The following is a 21356-nucleotide window of genomic DNA, read 5'->3' as shown; positions in this document are numbered from 1 at the left end:
CCCATGTCATCACGGACCCTCTCGGGTCCGTTGTTGTTTGCAGGCTCGGTAACGAAACGGCTCGTCCCGTCGAATAAGAAGACATGCCGGCGCTAGCGAGCTTCCCATGACCGCCCAAGAATTGTTCGATGTATTGACCCGACTTGCGGCAAGCACCTATCGGCCCGCGGTGATTGGGGGACGGGCGACGCTGTCTTACGGTGCGTTCTGCACCCAGGTGCAGGAGCGCAGCGCCCTATACAAGAACTTATCGGTCAAGGTGCTGCTGACCATGCAGGACAATTCGCCCTGGACCGTCGTCGATGATGTGGCGGCGCTGATGGCCGAGGTGGCGCACGTGCCCTTGCCGCTGCTTGCGACGGATCGCGTGTTGACGCGCGTGCTGGAGCGATGCGCCGTCGATACGGTGATCGCGCCCAGCGTCATGGCGGCGCGCCTGGTCCGACTTGGGCTGCTGCAAGCGGTCTCCTTGCCGGGCGGCGATGGCGTGTTCATCCGCCAGGCCGAGCCACCGCCGCGCACGTTGCCCCCGGGCACCGCGAAGATCGTGTTCGACACGGACAGCGACAACATCGGCAAGGGCATCTGCCTGAGCGCGCCGGCGCTGCTGTCGGCCGCCCGTTCAGTGGCCGATGTGCTGGCCGACCGGGGCATCAAGCGGCACCTGATGACGCGGCCGCTGGCAACGTTGCAAGAGTGCGTGACCGGGGTCTATGCAAGTTTGATCTCGGGAGCAAGCTGCGTCGCCTTGCCAGCCTGCCATCTTGGACTGGACGCGATGGGCGTCGACCCGCTGGTCCTGCACGACGAGCTCGAACACCACGGCGCGCAAAGCTTTTTGGCCACGCCGCAGGCGCTGGTGGACTACGCCACTTTTCTACAGGACCGCCGCGCCCGCGCGCCCGTAACCCTGCGTTGCGCGCTGGTCGATGGTCCGGTGCAGGAACTGGGCCTGCGTCGCCTGTTCGAGGCGGCGGGCCTGCCCGTGGTGCCCACGTTCGCCGTGCCGCAGGCCGGCTCGGTCGTTGCGATGAACACCGACGGCGTACGCCACGGCGGCTCGGCCGGCAAGACCTTGCCGCACCTGCGGATGCGCGTGTCCGCAGGCGGAGACCTTGAGATCGCGGGCTCCGGGTTCCTGGGCTATGTCGATGAGGAACCCTACGTCGGCCAGTGGCTGGATACGGGCCGGCACGGCGAGATCGACGCCGACGGATACGTCACGCTGCTGGACCGCGCGGGCACGTCCATCGTCTCGGCCTCCAGCATCGGCCCCGTCCAGGCGAACGCCGAGCGGGCGTTGATGGACACGTCGCTATTCGTGCGGGCTGTCGTGTTTCTCAAGCCGCGTGTCGGCTGCTGCGCGGTGTTGTGGCTGATCGGGACCAGCGTGTCCGACGACGAAATCCAGGCCGCCGTCGACCGCTGCAATGCGCGCCTGGACAAGCGTTCCAAGCTGGTGCGCTGGACCTTGGCGAAGGCGCCATTCTCGCTCGTGTCCGGCTTGGCCACCTCGCGTGGCCGACCCCGCCGTTCGATGATCCTGCGCCTGCACGATCATGAATTCAACGAAGCCATTGCCGAAGACGCTCGACACGATGCGTTGATTTCCGACGCGTGACCGGCCGGTCAAGTGCGAGCGGCATGCGCCGTTTTCTTCCCTGATGCACTGCCCAACATCGCAAGATTGTTGCGTGAGGGCGTTGTCTTGTTGCGTTCTTCGACTGTCTTAATTTCCCGAACGTAGCGATCAAGCGGGAAACCGTGGCGATTCCCTCAAAGTTATTTCCTTAATTTACCGTCCTTAACTATTGAGGCCGTAACCGGTTGCAGTCGCCGTTCGTATTTACAGCTATGGGCCGCTCGTGCAGATGTTTCCGAGGCGATTCCATACGAGTGATTTTTACGGATCGGGAAGTTCAACCAGGCGAGTGGACACGGCGATCAGGTTGCCGTGACCCAGGCGGATTCAGTCAGGGACGCACGCGATCGTGCGCGACAAGGGTAAGAACATGAGCACCATCGTAAGACACTGCATCGGCGGCACCCGCCGGCCCAGGATAGACAGCAAAGTCCGGTTGAGCGCCATGGCCGCTTGCGTGTCGGCGGCATTGCTGGCCGGCTGTTCCATTCAGCCCAAGCAGTTCGAAGCCGCAGAGAACCGCGACCGCGCCACGGACCTGATTGCCCGATCGACGGCCGAGCAGGAACCCATCACGGCTCCGGTGGATCTGTATGAAGCCATGGCCCGCGCCATCAAATACAACCTGGATGTGCGCGTTGAAATGATGGGCGTGGCGCTCGCGCAGCGTCAGCTGGACGTCAAGCGCTACGACATGCTGCCCAAGTTCGTGGCGTCGCTGGACTACTCCGGCCGCAACAATTATTCGGGCGGCACGAGCCAATCGCTGCTGACCGGGCAGCAGTCTTTGGAGCCTTCCACCTCGTCCGACAAGAACGTGCTGCAAAGCAGCTTGCAGCTCAGTTGGGACGTGCTGGATTTCGGCCTGTCGTACGTGCGCGCCAAACAAGCGGCCGATCAGATCAACATGGCCGAAGAGCGTAAGCGCAAGGTCATGAACCGGTTGATCGAAGACGTGCGCACCGCCTATTGGCGCGCCGTAAGCGCCGAGCGGCTGCTGGGCAAGATCCGCGAGCTGGAGGCGGCCACGCAGACCGCGCTGGACCTGGCCGCCGAGCAGGACAAGCAAGGCCTGACCGCGCCGCTTGCACCCTTGAGCTATCAACGCGAAATGCTCGGCATCCGCCGCGACGTGCAGGCGCTGGGACGTGAGCTGGGCGTGGCCAAGCAGCAGTTGGCGGCCTTGATGAATCTGCCGCCCAACACGCAATACACCATCGCCATGCCGCCAGCCATAGAGAACAACAAGCCGCTGGTGCTGCCCGGCATCGCAGATGATCCGGCCGCGTGGCTGCAAGTGGCTATCGAGAACCGGCCTGAGCTGCGCGAAGTGGCGTATCAGTTGCGCGCCAACGATCAGGAAAACACCGCCGCCTTGCTGCGCGCGCTGCCCAGCCTGAAGTTGTTTGGCGGACTGAACGCCAGCACCAATGACCTGCTCTACAACAGCAACTGGATCGGTTGGGGCGCGGTCGCCAGCTGGAACCTGCTGAACGTTTTCCGCCTGCCCGCCGAAAAGGCGCAGATCAAGGCCGAGGGCGATCTGCTGGACCAGCGCCAACTGGCGCTGACCACCGCCGTGGCCACGCAGGTCGAAGTCAGCCGCGCGCGTTACGCGTTGCGCCAGGACGAGCTGGACACGGCGCAGCGCTTCTATGACGTGCAGACGCGCATCGAAGGGCAGATCGATTCGGGCTACAAGGCGGAGAAACTCAGCCGGCAGACCTTGATCAGAGAGCAGATGAACACCCTGGTCGCGCGCGTGCGCTACGACCTGGCGCTGGCGGATCTGCAAAACGCCTATGCCAACGTCTTCTCCTCGCTCGGCATCGACCCGGTCGATACGACGATGAGCACCTCCGATCCGGTGTCCACACTGGCGACCAAGCTGCGCGACATGTGGACGGCGCGCAGCGGCTTTGCCAGCAACGAGACGGACGCCCGCATGGCAGCCGTCGCGCCCACACGCTAACCCACCCTGGCGGGATCCATCATGAACAAGCAAACAAGTCTTGCGCTTCGGGCGGGCTGGACCCGCCGTGTCTGGCTGACGCCGCTGTTGCTGGCCTGCGCCACGGCCTGGGGCGCCGATCCGCCCGCGGACGGCGGCACGGCTCGCGGCGTGCTGCGCGCCACGGCCGAGGCCACGCTGTCATCGTCCGTCTCGGAAAAAATCCTGAGCATGCCGCTGCGCGAAGGCGAACGTTTCAAGCAGGGCGACGTGCTGGTCGCTTTCGATTGCCGTCGCATGGAAGCCGAGCTGCGCGCCGCGCGCGCCGGGGCTGCTGCCGAAGCGCGCAACGCGAAGGTGCAGTCGGAACTGCTGCGCATGGCGGCCACGGGCCGCGCCGACGCCGACATCGCTCGCTTCAAGCAGCAAGAGCGCCAGGCGCAGGCCGACGCCATCCAGCAGCGCATGGTCGATTGCAAGGTCGTGGCGCCGTATGCCGGCGCCGTGGTGGAAACGCTGGCGCGCCTGGACGAAACGCCGCCGCCCAACGAAAAGCTGATCTCGATCGTCAGCGACGGCCCCTTGGAATTGCACATGGTGGTGCCGTCCAAGTGGCTCGCGTGGTTGAAGGAAGGCTCCAGCCTGGACTTCATCGTCGATGAGACCGGCGACGTGCTGCCCGCCAAGGTGACGCGCGTGTCCGCCGCCGTGGACGCGGTCAGCCAGACGATCAAGGTGGTGGCGCGCGTGGACAAGGCGCCTGCAAGCGTGCGGCCAGGCATGAGCGGCCGCGCCACGCTGGAAGGTCTGGCCGCCGCGCCGGCCGCCAGCCCGCTGGCCTCCACGCCCGAGCCTGGCGCGATGGCGAAGACGCCTGTGCAGGCGATCTATCGCGTGCCGACCGGCAGCGAAGGACAGCCGCCCGCCGTCACGCCCATCCCGTCGGCGTCAGTCGATGGCGCGTCGATGACGTCCATGCGCGTGGGATCGTCAACGGCCTCGCCCCTGTTCAGTATTTCCAAGACCGTTGATCGGCCCTTGAACGGCCCGGCGCGGTGATGTGGATGTCGGGACGCGGACGCATGGCGATATCGCCGCGCTGACGCCCCGGCGATTGCGGTTTCGGTAAGGAGTGGTTCTCATGGCCCTTCATGTGGCGAGTTCTCGTAGTGGGCCGGCAGAACCGGCGGCGGCAGGTGAAGCCGCGCGGCCCCGTCCCGCCGCGAATGCGCCGTCGGTGGCGCAGGCCGATCCGCAAAACACCACGGGCGCGCAGCTGATCCGCCTGGAAGGGGAATTGCGCCGTTGCACCACGCGCGAAGCGTTGTGGCAGCACCTGGCCAACGAGCCCATCGCCTTGCTGCCCTTTGGCCAGGCGCTGGTGTTCGATGGCGTGGCCGGTGGCCGCTTGCGTGTGGCGGCCATCTCCGGGCTGGCCAGCGTGAATCGCGATGCGCCGCTGGTGCGCTGGTACGAAAACATGGTGCATGCCATGTGTCGCCCCAGCAAGGACGCGCCCGATCCGCTTGCGGTGCGCGCCTTCGATGCGCATATCTATGCCGACCCGGCCGATCCCTGTTCGGCCGACGCGGTCCTGACCTCGCTGATGTGGGTGCCCTTGGCGGATGTGGGCCAGGCGCCGCGCGCGGGCTGGTTGCTGGCGCGTGACCAGCCCTGGGAAGAGGCGCACATGCGTCTGGCGGGCCGCCTGGCTGGCGCTTATGCCCACGGCCTGAGCGCCATCGCGGGCCGGGCCCGTCCCGTTCCAGGACTGCGCCGCCATCGCACGAAGCTGGTCGCGCTGGTGGCGGTGCTGGCGGCGGCGCTTGCCTTTGTGCATGTGCCGTTGACGACGCTGGCGCCCGTGGAAGTCACGCCGCAGGATCCGTTTGTCGTGACGGCGGCGCTGCCTGCTGTCGTCGAACGCATCCTGGTCCCGCCGGGCGCGCAGGTTGCCGCCGGCACGCCGCTCGTGCAGTTGGTGGACACGCAGTTGCGCAGCGACCATGAAGTGGCGATCCAGAAACTGGAGGTGGCGCGCGCCAAGGTGCTGCGCCTGCAACAGGCGGCGGTCACGGACCCCACCGCCAAACGCGAACTGGCCATCGCCCAGAGTGAAGAATCCGTCGCGGCGGCGGAACGCGATTACGCGCGCGCCATGCTCGCCAAGGCGGTGCTGCGCGCGCCGCAGGATGGCGTGGCGTTGTATGGCGATCCGCGCGACTGGCTGGGCCGTCCGGTGGCCGTCGGCGAAGCGATCATGCGCGTCGCCGATCCCAACCGCGTGCAGTACCAGTTGAAGGTGCCGGTGGCCGACTCGGTGAACTTGCACGAAGGCGCGTCGGTGCGCGTATTCCTGGACGCCGCGCCGCTGGATCCGCTAGATGCGCAGGTCGTGCGCGTGGCATACCGCGCCGAATCCGACGCGGCGGGCGTGTCCAGCTACACCGTGCTGGCGCGGGTCAATGATCCCGCTGCTCCGCCCGAGCGGTTGGGCCTGCGCGGCACCGCGCGCGTGTATGGCGAGCCGGTGTCCTTGTTCTATTACCTGCTGCGCCGGCCGATCACGGCATTGCGCCAATGGGCTGGAGTTTGACACCATGGACGCCACCGCCCTGCTCGTCGAGGATCCCCAAGCCGCCCTAGACGCGCGCGTGCTGCCCACGCTGCGCCAGGACCTGCGCCTGATTCCCGACCAGGGAGGCACGCGCGCCGGTGAATGGGGCGGCAACTGGCGCATCCATGACCCGGCCGCCCATCGCTTCTTCGCCGTCGATCAAGACACCGTCGGCATGCTGGCCCAATGGCATCAGGGCACGGTCGGCGCGCTGCGCGCGGCGGTGGCGCGCAAAACGGGCCGCGCGCCCGAAGACCAGAAGATCCTGGGCTTGATCGATTTTCTGCAACGCCACGAACTGGTGGCGCCGGTGGTCGGTGAAACCTATACCCGCGTGCGCCAGCAACGCTCGGCACAAAAGCGTTCGCTGGCGTCCAAACTCTTGCACAGCTATCTGTTCTTCAAAGTGCCGCTGGCCCGCCCCGACGCCTTTCTGCGCCGCACGCTGCCGTGGGTAACGCCATTCTTCTCGCGCACGTTCTGGATCCTGGCGGCGCTGCTGGGCGTGTTCAGCCTGTACCTGGTGTCGCGCCAATGGGAAACCTTCCTGCATACGTTTCCCGACATGATCTCGGCGACGGGGCTGATCGCCTACGGCGCCAGCCTGGCCCTGGTGAAGACGCTGCACGAGCTGGGCCACGGCTATACGGCCGTGCGGCTGGGATCGCGCGTGACCACGATGGGCGTGGCCTTCGTCGTGATGACCCCCATCCTGTACACCGACACGACCGACGCCTGGCGCCTGCCGCGCCGCCAGCGCGTGCTGATCGATGGCGCGGGCATGGCGGTCGAATTGCTGGTGGCGGTGTTTGCGACGCTGGCCTGGGTATTCGTGCCCGACGGCCCGTGGCGCAACGTAGCGTTTGCACTGGCGACCACGGGCTGGGTGTTGAGCCTGGCGGTCAACCTCAACCCCTTGATGCGCTTTGACGGCTATTACCTGTTCAGCGATCTGATCGGCATCCCGGGCTTGCAGGATCGTTCGTTTTCGATGGCGCGCTGGTGGATGCGCGAACGGCTGTTCGGCTATGGCGACGAGCAGCCCGAGCCCACCTACGGCCACACGCGCCTGCTGCTCATCGGCTTTGCCTACGCTACGTGGATCTACCGCTTCTTCCTGTTCCTGGGCATTGCGCTGCTGGTCTATCACTACTTCTTCAAGATCCTTGGCATCTTCCTGTTCGCCGTGGAGATCGGCTGGTTCATCGTGCTGCCGATCTGGCGCGAGATGAAGGTGTGGGTCAAACGTCGTCAAGAAGTCGGCCGGCAGGCGTTCGTAACGCTGGGCGTGGCGGTGTTGCTGGTGGCGCTGCTGCTGGTGCCCCTGCCCTATACCGTGCGCATCCCGGCCGTGTTGACCGCCACCGAGCAGGCGCCCGCCTTCGCTCCGCGCCCCGCGCGCCTGGAAGCAGTGCGCGTGCGCCAGGGCGAGACGGTGCGGGCGGGACAGATCCTGATGGCCTTGAGCGCATCGGAAATCGAACAGCAACTGGCCGCCGCCTATGAACGTGAACGGCTGCTGAACGAACGGCTGGATCGCCGCACCGCTGATCGCAAGGACCTGGCCGAATCCCTGACGCTCGTGCGCGAGGTGCAGGTAGAGCGCGACCGCGCCGCCGGACTGGAGCGCGAGCGTGCCCGCCTGGCGGTGCGCGCGCCCATCGATGGCGTGGTGGTCGAACTGTCGCTGGAACTGTCGCCCGGGCGCTGGGTGGACGAGAAGACCCGCCTGGCGATCGTGGCCGCACCGGGCGCGCTGGAGGCGCGCGGTTACGTCAATGCAGACGACTTGCGCCGCATCCGCGAAGGCGACAGCGGCGAATTCGTGGACGAGCAGCGCCTGATGCCCGCGCGCGCCGTGCAGATCGCGCGCGTCGGGGCCGCGGCCAATGAAAACCTGGATAACTGGATCCTGACTTCCGCGCACGGCGGCGAAGTGCAGGCGCGCCAGTTCGAAGGCAGGCTGCGCGCAGAGCAGGCGGTGTTTGAAGTCGCCGCCAACGTGACCGACGCGTCGCGCGACGACCGGCCGCTGACCGAGGTGCGCGGCGAAATGCAGATACGCGGTGAACCCATCAGCCTGGCCAGCCGCGTCGTGCGGCGCGTGATGAGCGTGTTGATGCGAGAGGCCGGCGCATGAACGCTCAAGAAAATTCCCGGCGCGCCATCGGCGCGTTGCATGAATGCGGGACCTTGCCGTCGGCAAGGTCCGCTCTGGTTGTAGCAAGAATGTCCGCGGGTGCGTCCAAGCGCCACGCTTCAGCGATCTCTGTGAGAGGTGTGCAGTGAAAAACAAATCTTCCGCTTCGCGTTTTGGCAAGAAGGCCCCGCAAGCCCTCGGCGCTCGCACGCTGACGTCGCGCCTCTTCCTCCAGGCTCTGGAACCTCGCGTCCTGCTGGACGCCGCTGCCGCCAAGACGGCGCACGAGGCGGCGCACGCCGTCCCGGATGTGCCGCCCGCGGCGGAAACGCAGGCGCATGCAGAGCTGATCGCCGCGCTGGGCGCGGTGGAGCAGCACAAGTCCACGCCCGCGATGCCGGCTGCCCAGCACACGGACGTCTACTTCATCGACCGCACCGTGGATCAGGCCGACGTACTGGCCAAGTCGTTGCCGGCGGGCGCCGAAGTGCATTACATCGAGCCGGGCGTGGACGGCGTGCGCTTCATCGCCGATACGCTCAACGGCCGCCACGATGTGGACGCCATCCACATCCTGAGCCACGGCGAAGAAGGCACCTTGCAGGTGGGCACCGCGACGCTGACGCTGGCCTCCATGCAGGGCGAATACCGGGCGGAACTGGCGCAGATCGGCTCGGCCCTGAGCGCCAACGGCGACGTGCTGTTGTACGGCTGCGATTTTGGCAAAGGCGCGGACGGCGCGGCGGCGGTGCAGACGCTGGCGACGATCACAGGCGCGGACGTGGCGGCCTCCACCGACTACACCGGCGCGGCGGCGCTGGGTGGCGACTGGACGCTGGAACGCCAGAGCGGATCTATTGAGGCCGTTGCAGTCTCGGCGCAGGACTGGAGCCATCTGATGGCGCCGCCCGTGCTGAACAATGCGCTGGTACTGACCTATACCGGCGTCGAAGATTCCGGCTTCCCGACCGGGGCGGTCGGCACCCTGATTTCCGCATACACGGCCGGCCAGACCGACCCCGATCCGGGCGCGCTCAAAGGCATTGCGCTGACAGCCGCCACCGCCAGCAACGGCACGTGGTGGTACACGCTGGATGGCGGCAACATCTGGAACCAGGTCGGCACGGTCAGTGCAAGTAGCGCCCTGCTCTTGCCCGACACGCCGAATGCGCGCATCTACTTCCAACCCAATTCCGACTTCAACGGCAGCGCGGGCAATGCGCTGACGCTGCTTGCCTGGGATCAGAGCGCCGGCACCGCCGGCGCTACGGTGAATCCCAGCACGATCACCGGCGCGGTGTCGACCGCCTCGGACACTGTAGCGGTATCGATCACGGCGGTGAACGATGCGCCGGTGCTGGTGGCGGGCACCCGCGTGTTGTCCACCATCAACGAAGACCTCAACACCAGCCTGCCCGCACCCGTGCCGACGGGCGCGGTGGGCACGTCGGTCAACAACTTCATCGGTTCGACCACGGATCCGGATAGCGGCGCCTTGACGGGCGTGGCTATCGTGGGCGCGGACACGTCCAACGGCACGTGGTGGGTGTCGACCAACAACGGCACCAACTGGACGCAGATGAGTTCGGTGTCTGACAGCAATGCGGTATTGCTCGTCAACAGCGGCAGCTCGCGCGTGTACTTCCGCCCCAATGCGGACTACAACGGCACGGCAACCATCACGATCCGCGCGTGGGACCAGACCACCGGCACCAACGGCGGCACGGCCAACGCCAGCGTCAACGGCGACGTTACGGCCTTCTCCAGCGCGACGAGCGCGGTCACCATCACCGTCAACGCCATTGCGGACATCACGGCCGACACGTCGACCACGGCCGAAGATACGCCCGTCATCATCAACGTGCTGGCCAACGACTCGTTCGAGAACAGCGGTCGCATCATCTCCGCCATCAACGGCAACGCCATTACCGTGGGCGGCCCGGCCGTCTCGGTCACCAACGGCTCGGTGGTGTTGAACGCCGACGGTACGCTTTCCTTCACGCCGGCTGCTGACTACCCGGGCGCGGCCGCATCCGCCAACGCAGTCTTCTCGTACACGGTAACTTCGGGCGGTGTGACCGAGACGGCCAACGTCACGGTCACCGTGACACAGGTGCAGGATGCACCGCGTATCGACCTGGACACTACGACGGCCGGCTCCAATTACAGCGGCACCTATGACCAGAGCAGCGTGTCGATCGGCAACCTGGTGTCCGTCACCGACCCCGAAGGCAATAACCTGGCGTCGATGACCATCACCCTGTCGGGCGCGACGGCGGCCGACACCTTGGCGTTGAACGGCACCGTCAGCGGCATTACCGCCAGCTACAACAGCGGCACGGGCGTGTTGACCCTGTCTGGCAACACGACCTTGGCCAACTACCAGGCCGCGCTTGGGCTGGTCACCTACACCACCACTTCCGGCGCGACGGCTGCACGCACGATCTCCGTGCAGGCCACCTCGGGTACCGCGCCCACCGCCTCGAACGTGGCCGTTGCGACCATCACGCCGCTGGACAATGATGGCGATGGCGTGGCCAACGTAGCCGACATCGATGACGACAACGACGGCATCCTCGATATCAACGAACCGGGCAGCACCGACAGCGACGGTATCCCTGATCGTCTTGACCTCGATAGCGACAACGACGGCATCCCCGACAACGTCGAAGCACAGACCACGGCGGGCTACAAGCCGCCCAGCGGCAAGGGCGCGGCGATGGTGGACGTGGACCATGACGGCCTGGACGACCGCTACGACGCCGACACTACCAGCGTCAACAAGACCACGGCGGCGGCCAGCGTGGGCCTCATCCCGGTCGACACCGACGGCGATGGCACGCCGGACGTGCGCGACTCCGACAGCGACAACGACGGCACCCCGGATGTGGCCGAACGCGGCGATGGACAACCCACGTCCGTCACCAGCACCACCGACACGGACGGCGACGGCCTGCTCGACATCTTCGAACACGGCACGCCCAACGACGGCTATGCCGTGCAGGACGGCACCGTCAACACCAGTGGCAGCGGCCTGACCACGACCGTCGTGAGCTTCAACCTGAGCGACAGCGACGGTGACATCCTCGCCAACGGCAGCAATGCGCAGGCCTTGAGCGCCGACCTGGACTGGCGCGACAACTTCGTGGGCATCGCCCCGCCGGTGGCGCAGGCTGACACCGCAATCGCCGTGGAAGACACGACGCTGACGGTCTCGGCGGCGGCCGGCCTGCTGGCCAACGACACCTTCAACCGCAACGGCAGCATCACGGCCGCCAGCTACGACAGCAATGCCGACGGCACACCCGACACCGCAATCACGTTGGGCGTGGCCACGACCTTGATGCGCAATGGCGTCAACACCGGCAGCCTGACATTGAACGCGGACGGCTCCTATACCTTCACCCCGGCATCCAATTACGACACCGTGGTGCCGCTGGTGCGCTATACGATCACCACGCCGGGCGGCAGCTCCAGCGCCAACCTGACGCTGACGATCACGCCGGTCAACGATGCGCCGGTCCTCGTCGACACGAACCTGACCGTGGCGGGGGTCATGCCGACCAACGGCGCGCCCGTCGGCCAGGTTGGCTCTCTGATATCGGACCTGGTGGGCGGCGTCACCGACGTCGACACGGGCGCGGTCAAGGGCGTCGCCGTGACCGCCATCAACAGTTCCGGCACGCTGTATTACTCGCTCGACAACGGCACCACCTGGACGCAGGTATCGACTTTGACCGAAGCCACGTCGCGCCTGCTGGCCGCCGATAGCGCGACGCGCCTGTACTTCCGCCCCAATGTGGGCGTGGTCGGCAACGTGGCCAACGCGCTGACCATCCGGGCCTGGGATCGGAGCACCGGCACGAACGGGGCGACTGGCGATGCCTCAGTGCATGGCGGTTCCACCGCGTACTCGGATGTGACGGACACCATACTGATGCGGGCAAACACCGCTCCGGTGCTCAACACAGCACCGGTGCTGACCTATACGGGTAGCGAGGATGATCCGTCGCCCGTCGGCGCGGTGGGAACTCTGATTTCCGCGTACACGACCGGTCAGACCGACGCCGACACGGGCGCGCTCAAAGGCATCGCGCTGACCGCCGCCACCGCCACCAACGGCGCGTGGTGGTACACGCTGGATGGCGGCACTACCTGGAACCAGGTGGGCACAGTCAGCGCAACCAGCGCGCTGCTCCTGTCCGACACCGCGAACTCGCGCATCTACTTCCAGCCCAACGCTAACTTCAACGGCAGCGCGGGTAACGCGCTGACCTTGCTGGCCTGGGACCAGAGCTCCGGCACGGCGGGCACCAAGGTCAACCCCGGCACCTCCACGGCCTTCTCCACGGCGAGCGACACCGTGGCGGTATCGGTCACAGCGGTCAATGACGCGCCGGTACTGGCGGTCGCGACCCGGACCCTGACGGCCATCAACGAAGACCTGAACGCCAGCGTTCCTGCGCCCGCGCCGGTTGGTGCGGTGGGCACGTCCGTCAACAACTTCATTGGCACGACCACGGATGTGGACACTGGTGCGCTGACGGGCATCGCCATCGTCGGGGCCGACACGTCCAACGGCACGTGGTGGATTTCGATCAACAACGGCACCAACTGGACGCAGATCAGTTCCGTGTCCGACAGCAGCGCGGTGTTGCTCGTCAACAGCGCCAACTCGCGCGTGTACTTCCGCCCCAATGCGGATTACAACGGCACGGCAACCATAACCATCCGTGCCTGGGACCAGACCACCGGTACGAATGGCGGCACGGCCGACGCGAGCGTCAACGGCGGCATCACGGCATACTCCGGCACGACGAGCGCGGTCACGATCACGGTCAGCGCCATTGCGGACATCGTGGCCGACACGGCGACGACCGCCGAAGATACGTCGGTCATCATCAACGTGCTGGCCAACGACACGTTCGAGAACAGCGGCCGGACGATTACCGCCATCAACGGCACGCCGATCACCGTGGGCGGCCCGGCCGTCACCGTCACCAATGGCTCGGTCGTATTGAACGCAGACGGTACGCTGACCTTCACCCCGGCGGCTGACTACCCCGGCGCGGCGGCCTCCGCCAATGCGGTCTTCTCGTATACGGTCACCTCCAGCGGCGTAACCGAGACCGCCAACGTTACGGTCACCGTGACGCAGGTGCAGGATGCACCGCGCATCGACCTGGACAGCACGACGGCCGGCTCCAATTACAGCGGCACCTACGACCAGAGCGCGGTGTCGATCGGCAACCTGGTGTCCGTCACCGACCCCGAGGGCAACAACCTGGCGTCGATGACCATCACCTTGTCGGGCGCGACGGCGGCCGACACCCTGGCGTTGAACGGCACCGTCAGCGGCATCACCGCCAGCTACAACGCCGGCACGGGCGTGCTGACCTTGACGGGCAACGCCACCCTGGCCAGTTATCAGACCGCGCTGGGGCTGGTCACCTACACCACCACTTCCGGCGCGACGGCTGCGCGCACGATTTCCGTACAGGCCACCTCCGGCACCGCGCCGACGGCTTCGAACGTGGCGGTCGCGACCATCACTCCGATCGATACGGATGCTGATGGCGTCGCCAATGCCGCCGACATCGACGACGACAACGACGGCATCCTGGATATCAACGAGCCGGGCAGCACCGACAGCGACGGCATCCCTGATCGTCTTGACCTCGATAGCGACAACGACGGCATCCCCGACAACGTCGAAGCGCAGACCACGGCGGGCTACAAGCCGCCCAGCGGCCAGGGCGCGGCGATGGTCGACGTGGACCATGACGGCCTGGACGACCGCTACGACGCTGACACCACCAGCGTCAACAAGACCACGGCAGCAGCCAGCGTGGGCCTTGTTCCGGTCGACTCCGACGGCGACGGCACGCCGGACGTGCGCGACTCCGACAGCGACAACGACGGCACCCCGGATGTGGCCGAACGCGGCGACGGCCAGCCGACTTCCGTCACCAGCACCACCGATACAGACGGCGACGGCCTGCTCGACATCTTCGAACACGGCACACCCAACGACGGCTATGCCGTGCAGGACGGCACGGTCAACACCAGCGGCAGCGGCCTGGCCACGACCGTGGTGAGTTTCAACCTGAGCGACAGCGATGGCGACATCCTCGCCAACGGCAGCAATGCGCAGGCCTTGAGCGCCGACCTGGATTGGCGCGACAACTTCGTGGGCATCGCCCCGCCGGTGGCGCAGGCCGATACCGCAATCGCCGTGGAAGACACGACGCTGACGGTCTCGGCAGCAGCAGGCCTGCTGGCTAACGACACCTTCAACCGCAACGGCAGCGTCACGGCCGCCAGCTACGACAGCGATGCCGACGGCACGGCGGACACCCCGATCACGCTGGGCGTGGCCACGACCTTGATGCGCAACGGCGTCAACACCGGCAGCCTGACGTTGAACGCGGACGGCTCCTACACCTTCTCACCGGCATCCAACTACGACACCGTGGTGCCGCTGGTGCGCTACACGATCACCACGCCGGGAGGCAGCTCCAGCGCCAACCTGACGCTGACGATCACGCCGGTCAACGATGCGCCGGTCCTCGCCGACACGAACCTGACCGTTGCGGGGGTCATGCCGACCAACGGCGCGCCCGTCGGCCAGGTTGGCTCGCTGATATCGGACCTGGTGGGCGGCGTCACCGACGTCGACACGGGCGCGGTCAAGGGTGTTGCCGTGACCGCCATCAACGCTTCCGGCACGCTGTATTACTCCTTGGATAACGGCACGACCTGGACGCAGGTATCGACCCTGACCGAAGCCACGTCGCGCCTGCTGGCCGCCGATAGCGCCACGCGCCTGTACTTCCGCCCCAATGTGGGCGTGGTCGGCAACGTGGCCAACGCGCTGACTATCCGGGCCTGGGATCGGAGTACCGGAACAAACGGCGCAACCGGCGATGCCTCGGTGCATGGAGGTTCTACCGCGTACTCGGATGTGACGGACACCATACTGATGCGGGCAAACACCGCTCCGGTACTCAACACAGTACCGGCGCTGACCTATACGGGTAGCGAGGACGATCCCACGCCGGTCGGTGCCGTGGGGCAGTTGATATCCGCCTACACGGTAGGCGTTACGGATCTGGATACGGGCGCGGTCAAAGGCATTGCGCTGACTGCTGCCACCGCCACCAACGGCGCGTGGTGGTACACGCTGGATGGCGGCACGACCTGGAACCAGGTCGGCACAGTCAGCGCAACCAGCGCGCTGCTCTTGTCCGACACGGCGAATTCGCGCATCTACTTCCAGCCCAACACCAACTTCAACGGCAGCGCGGGCAACGCGCTGACCTTGCTGGCCTGGGACCAGAGTTCCGGCACGGCGGGCACCAAGGTCAACCCCGGCACGTCCACGGCCTTCTCCGCCCTGAGCGACACGGTGGCGGTATCGGTCACGGCAGTGAACGACGCGCCGGTGCTGGTGGCAGGCACCCGCGTGTTGTCCACCATCAACGAAGACCTGAACGCCAGCACGCCCGCGCCTGCGCCGACTGGCGCGGTGGGCACGTCGGTCAACAACTTCATCGGCACGATCACGGACGTGGACAGCGGCGCCCTGACGGGCGTGGCCGTCGTGGGCGCGGACACGGCCAACGGCACGTGGTGGTATTCGATCAACAACGGCACGAGCTGGACGCAGATGAGTTCGGTGTCCGACAGCAATGCGGTGCTGCTCGTCAACAGCGGCAACTCGCGCGTGTACTTCCGCCCCAATGCGGACTTCAACGGCACGGCGACCATCACGATCCGCGCCTGGGACCAGACCAGCGGCACCAACGGCGGCACGGCCAGCGCCAGCGTCAACGGCGGCATCACGGCCTACTCCAGTGCGACCAGCGCGGTCACCATCACCGTCAACGCCATTGCGGACATCGTGGCGGATACGGCGACCACCGCCGAAGAAACGCCAGTCATCATCAACGTGCTGGCCAACGATACGTTCGAGAACAGCGGCCGCGTGGTGACCGCCATCAACGGCACGGCCATCACCGTGGGCGGCCCGGCCGTCACCGTCACCAATGGCTCGGTCGTATTGAACGCCGACGGTACGCTGACCTTCACCCCGGCTGCCGACTACCCCGGCTCGGCGGCGTCCGCCAACACGGTGTTTACCTACACGGTCACTTCGGGCGGGGCGACCGAGACCGCCAACGTTACGGTCACCGTGACGCAGGTGCAGGATGCGCCGCGCATCGACCTGGACGGCTCGACGGCCGGCTCCAACTACAGCATCGCCTACGACCAGAACACGGTGGCGATCGGCAAGCTGGTGTCCGTGACCGACCCAGAGGGCGACAACCTGGCGTCGATGACGGTCACGCTGGCGGGCGCCACCGCCGCCGACACCCTGGCGCTGGGCGGCACCATCAGCGGCATCACCGCCAGCTACAACGCCAGCACCGGCGTGCTGACCTTGACGGGCAACGCCACGCTGGCCACCTACCAGTTGGCCCTTGGCCAGATCTACTTCACCACCACGTCCGGCTCGACCGCAGTACGCACGATCTCGGTCCAGGCCATGTCGGCTGTCTCGCCCACGGCCTCGAACGTGGCCGTCGCGACCATCACGCCGATCGACACCGATGGCGATGGCGTGGCCAACGCGGGGGATCTGGACGATGACAACGACGGCATCCTGGACACTCTGGAATCGCAGAACGAACCCGCCTCGCTGATCGATGGTTCCATGGAGGGCGCGCTGGGTGTAGCGGGCACCGAGAACACCAGCCTGAACTTCAGCGTCGCCGGCACCGGTTTCACGTCGGCCCTGAACACGCCTGACACGTGGAAGGGCAACTTCTCGCTGGAGGGTTCCGGCCAGTGGGCCGGCTCCATGAACGGCGTGCCGGGCGCGGCAGAAGGCCAGGTATTCATGGGGATCTACAGCGGCTTCGTGGAAGAAGCCTCGCAGGTCGTGGTGCCTGCTTCGGCAGGCATTCAGGTCGGCGACGTGGTGCGCATTTCGTTCCAGCAGGTGTTTGGCGGCGTCTACGGCGTCACGTCCGCAGTGGGCATGCAGGCGTACTTTGTCGTGACGGTGGACGGTGTGTCCTTCAACTCCGACACGCTGACCTACAACGGCAACAACTTCAAGAGCTGGTCCAAGGGCGAGATCACCTTCACCGCCACCACCAACGCACCGGTCATCGTGTTCTCCATCGTGCGCCCGGCTGGCGGCGAGGGCGCTTACCTGGGCCTGGACGACGTGAAGGTGTACAAGCTTAGCGCCTGGATCGCCGCGAATGACCACGATGGCGACGGCATCGTCGACCGTCTGGATATCGACAGCGACAATGACGGCATTGCCGACAATATCGAAGCGCAGACCACGGCCGGTTACAAGCCGCCCAGCGGCAAGGGCGCGGCGATGGTCGACGTGGACCATGACGGCCTGGACGACCGGTATGACGCCGACACCACCAGCGCCAACAAGACCACGGCAGCGGCCAGTGTGGGCCTGACGCCCGTGGACACCGACGGCGACGGCACGCCGGACATGTACGACACCGACAGCGACAACGACGGCAAGGCCGATGTGACCGAGCGCGGCGATGGCCAACCCACGTCCGTCACCAGCACCACCGACACGGACGGCGACGGCCTGCTCGACATCTTCGAGCACGGCTCGCCCAATGACGGTTTCGACGTGCAGGATGGCACGGTCACGACCAGCGGAACAGGCCTGGCGACCACCGTCGTCAAATTCAACCTGGCGGACAGCGACGTGGACACCGCGGCCGACGGCAGCAACGCCGCGCCGCCCACGCGCGATTTCGACTGGCGCGACAGCGTCAGCGCGCCGGTCATCGACCTGAACTCGGTGGTGGGCGCGGCGGACGGAACGTTGAGCTACAGCACCAGCCAAATCGGCAATGGCGCGGCGGTCAATGTGGCGGCTGCCGCCGCCGACGTGACGGACTTTGGCGACAACGACATCACCCAGGTGAGCATCGCAGTATCCGGCGTGCAGGATGGCGCCAACGAAATCGTGAACCTGGGCGGTACGAACTTCGCGCTGAACGCCAGCGCCTCCAACAGCGTGACCGTGGGCGGCGTGAACCTGCTGATCAACTACACCGTGGCTGGGGGCTTCGTCATCACCCGCAGCGGCGGCGGCTCGATCGCCAGCTCGGCGCTGGACACGCTGGTACAGGGCGCAACCTACCGTGACGCGCTGCTCTCGGCCACGGCCGGCACGCGGCAACTGAGCTTCATCGCTACCGACAGCTCGGGCTATTCGTCCGCGGCGGCCGTTGCCAGCATCGCGGTCACGCCGGGCAATCGTCCGCCGGTTGCCGCCGATCCGGCCGTTGCCGGCCAAACCTTCAATTCGGCCACCGGCAACTACGCCGTCACCAGCAACGAAGACACGGCCTTCAACGGGCGCGTCTTCGCCACGGACGCCGACAACGATACGTTGAGCTATACCCTGTCCACGCCGGCCTCGCATGGGTCGGTCACGCTCAACAGCGCCACGGGCGTGTACACCTACACGCCCGCCGCGGATTACAACGGCAGCGACAGCTTCATCGTGACGGTGTCGGACGGCCACGGCGGTACGGTCCAATCCACCGTCGGCCTGACGATTACGGCGGTGGCCGACATCGCCAATGACTCGGTGACGACCAACGAAGACACGCCGGTCAACATCAACGTCAACGCCAACGACACGTTCGAGGACGCCGGCCACGCCATAACCGCCATCAATGGCGGCGCGGTGGTGGTGGGATCGGCGGTCTCGGTGGCCAACGGCACGGTGACGCTGAAGGCAGACGGCACTTTGGATTTTGTGCCCACGTTGAATTACAACGGCTCGACCAGCTTCACCTATACGGTGACCTCGGGCGGCGTTGCCGAGACGGCCACCGTGTCGATCACGGTGACTCCGGTGCCGGATGCGCCCGTGGCGGTCGACCCCGGCGTCGTGGGCCAGACCTTCAACCCGGCCACCGGCAATTACGCGATCAGCACCAACGAAGACAGCGCCTTCGTCGGCCAGGTGTCGGCAACCGATGGCGACAACGATCCGCTGACGTACAGCGTCTCGACGGCAGCAGGCCATGGCACGGTGACGGTCAACGCTACGACCGGCGCGTACACCTACACGCCGACCGCCGACTACTACGGCAGCGACAGCTTCGTCATCAGCATCAGCGATGGCACGGGCAACGTTATCCAGTCCACGGTCAGTGTGACGGTGGCGGCAGTGGTGGACATTGCCAACGACACGGTGACGACGAACGAAGACACGCCAGTCAACATCAACGTCAACGCCAACGACACGTTTGAGAACGCGGGTCATGCGATCACCGCCATCGATGGCAACGCTATCGTGGTCGGTACACCGGTCGCGGTGGCGAACGGGATGGTGACGTTGAAGGCCGACGGCACCTTGGACTTCGCGCCGGCCTTGAACTACAACGGCTCGACCAGCTTCACCTACACGGTGACTTCTGGTGGCGCGGTTGAAACGGCGACGGTCAGCATCACGGTGACGCCGGTTCCCGATGCCCCGATGACGGTGGACCCGGCTGTTCCGGGCCAGACCTTCGATTCGGCCACTGGCAACTACGCGACCACCACGACAGAAGACACGGCCGTCACCGGCCAGGTCTTGGCGACGGACGGCGACGGCGATCCGCTGGCTTACAGCGTGGGCACCGCGCCTGCGCATGGCACGGTAACGGTCAACGCCACGACGGGCGCGTACACGTACACCCCGACCGCCGACTACTACGGCAGCGACAGCTTCGTGGTGGCGATCAATGACGGCACCGGCAACATCACTTTGTCCACCGTCAGCGTGACGGTCTCGGCGGTGGCGGACATTGCCAACGATACGGTGACGACGAACGAAGACACGTCGGTCAATATCAACGTCAACGCCAACGATACTTTCGAGAATGCGGGTCATGCGATTACCGCCATCGACGGCAATGCGGTTGTCGTCGGTACGCCGGTCGCGGTAGCGAACGGCATGGTGACGCTGAAGGCCGATGGCACGCTCGACTTCGCGCCTGCGCTGAACTACAACGGCTCGACCAGCTTCACGTACACCGTGACCTCGGGCGGCGCCACGGAAACGGCGACCGTATCGATCACCGTCATCCCCGTTCCCGATGCCCCCGTGACGGTCGACCCGGGCGTTCCGGGCCAGACCTTCGATTCGGCCACCGGCAATTACGCCGTCAGCACCAACGAAGACACGGCCTTCAACGGCCAGGTGTCGGCCACCGATGGCGACGGCGATCCGCTGACATACAGCGTCTCGACGGCGGCCGGCCACGGCACGGTGACGGTCAATGCGACGACTGGCGCGTACACCTACACGCCGACCGCCGACTATTACGACAGCGACAGCTTCGTCATCAGCATCAACGACGGCACGGGCAACATCACGCAGTCCACGGTCAGTGTGACGGTGGCTGCGGTGGTGGATATTGCCAACGACTCGGTGACGATCAACGAAGACACGCCGGTCAACATCAACGTCAACGCCAACGACACGTTTGAAAACGCCGGCCATACGATCACGGCGATCGACGGCAATACGGTGATCGTGGGCACGCCGGTATCGGTGGCCAATGGCATGGTCACGCTCAAGGCAGACGGCACGCTGGATTTCGCACCTGCCGCCAACTACAACGGTTCGACGAGCTTCACCTATACGGTGACGTCGGGTGGGGTCGATGAGACGGCTACCGTCTCGGTCAGCATCACGCCAGTGCCGGACGCGCCGATGACTGTGGATCCGGCTGTCCCGGGTCAGACCTTCGATTCCGCTACCGGCAACTACGCCACGACCACGACAGAGGACACGGCCGTGACCGGCCAAGTCTCGGCGGTGGATGGCGATGGTGATCCGCTGGCCTACAGCGTGGGCACCGCGCCTGCGCATGGCACGGTAACGGTCAATGCAACGACTGGCGCCTACACCTACACGCCGACCGCCGATTACTACGGCAGCGACAGCTTT

At 66.1% G+C, this 21356-nt stretch carries 6 protein-coding genes; all 6 read left to right on the top strand.

The window, feature by feature from the left end:
* The first annotated feature begins 106 nt into the window (after window positions 1–106).
* The gene (locus tag API01S_RS21495; protein WP_061306101.1) at window positions 107–1621 is read left to right on the top strand and encodes an acyl-CoA synthetase family protein; all 1515 of its coding nucleotides are present in this window, start codon (window positions 107–109) and stop codon (window positions 1619–1621) included.
* Between the two features lie 391 nt (window positions 1622–2012).
* A complete protein-coding gene (locus tag API01S_RS21490; protein ID WP_254598418.1) occupies window positions 2013–3614 on the top strand; it encodes a TolC family protein in 1602 nt (533 codons plus the stop codon).
* A gap of 21 nt (window positions 3615–3635) precedes the next feature.
* Entirely contained in the window at window positions 3636–4652 is a 1017-nt protein-coding gene (locus API01S_RS21485; protein WP_061306099.1) for an efflux RND transporter periplasmic adaptor subunit, read from the top strand.
* A gap of 82 nt (window positions 4653–4734) precedes the next feature.
* Entirely contained in the window at window positions 4735–6189 is a 1455-nt protein-coding gene (locus tag API01S_RS21480; RefSeq protein ID WP_156329830.1) for an efflux RND transporter periplasmic adaptor subunit, read from the top strand.
* Window positions 6190–6193: 4 nt separating this feature from the next.
* Window positions 6194–8350, top strand: coding sequence for an HlyD family efflux transporter periplasmic adaptor subunit (locus tag API01S_RS21475; protein ID WP_061306098.1), 2157 nt, complete (start codon window positions 6194–6196; stop codon window positions 8348–8350).
* Between the two features lie 145 nt (window positions 8351–8495).
* Window positions 8496–21356 (top strand): tandem-95 repeat protein (locus API01S_RS29225; RefSeq protein WP_061306097.1); only part of this gene is annotated, 12861 nt, incomplete at its 3' end.

It is taken from the genome of Achromobacter piechaudii NBRC 102461 (genome assembly GCF_001571245.1).
GTDB classification, from domain to species: domain Bacteria; phylum Pseudomonadota; class Gammaproteobacteria; order Burkholderiales; family Burkholderiaceae_B; genus Achromobacter; species Achromobacter piechaudii.
Note: the sequence above shows the minus strand (reverse complement) of the source record. Positions and strands in the feature narration are given on the sequence as shown.

Bases quoted from the DNA above. Each gene is read 5' to 3' on its own strand.
- API01S_RS21495 (WP_061306101.1), top strand. From the start codon at position 107: ATGACCGCCCAAGAATTGTTCGATGTATTGACCCGACTTGCGGCAAGC.
- API01S_RS21480 (WP_156329830.1), top strand. From the start codon at position 4,735: ATGGCCCTTCATGTGGCGAGTTCTCGTAGTGGGCCGGCAGAACCGGCG.
- API01S_RS21475 (WP_061306098.1), top strand. From the start codon at position 6,194: ATGGACGCCACCGCCCTGCTCGTCGAGGATCCCCAAGCCGCCCTAGAC.
- API01S_RS21485 (WP_061306099.1), top strand. From the start codon at position 3,636: ATGAACAAGCAAACAAGTCTTGCGCTTCGGGCGGGCTGGACCCGCCGT.
- API01S_RS21490 (WP_254598418.1), top strand. From the start codon at position 2,013: ATGAGCACCATCGTAAGACACTGCATCGGCGGCACCCGCCGGCCCAGG.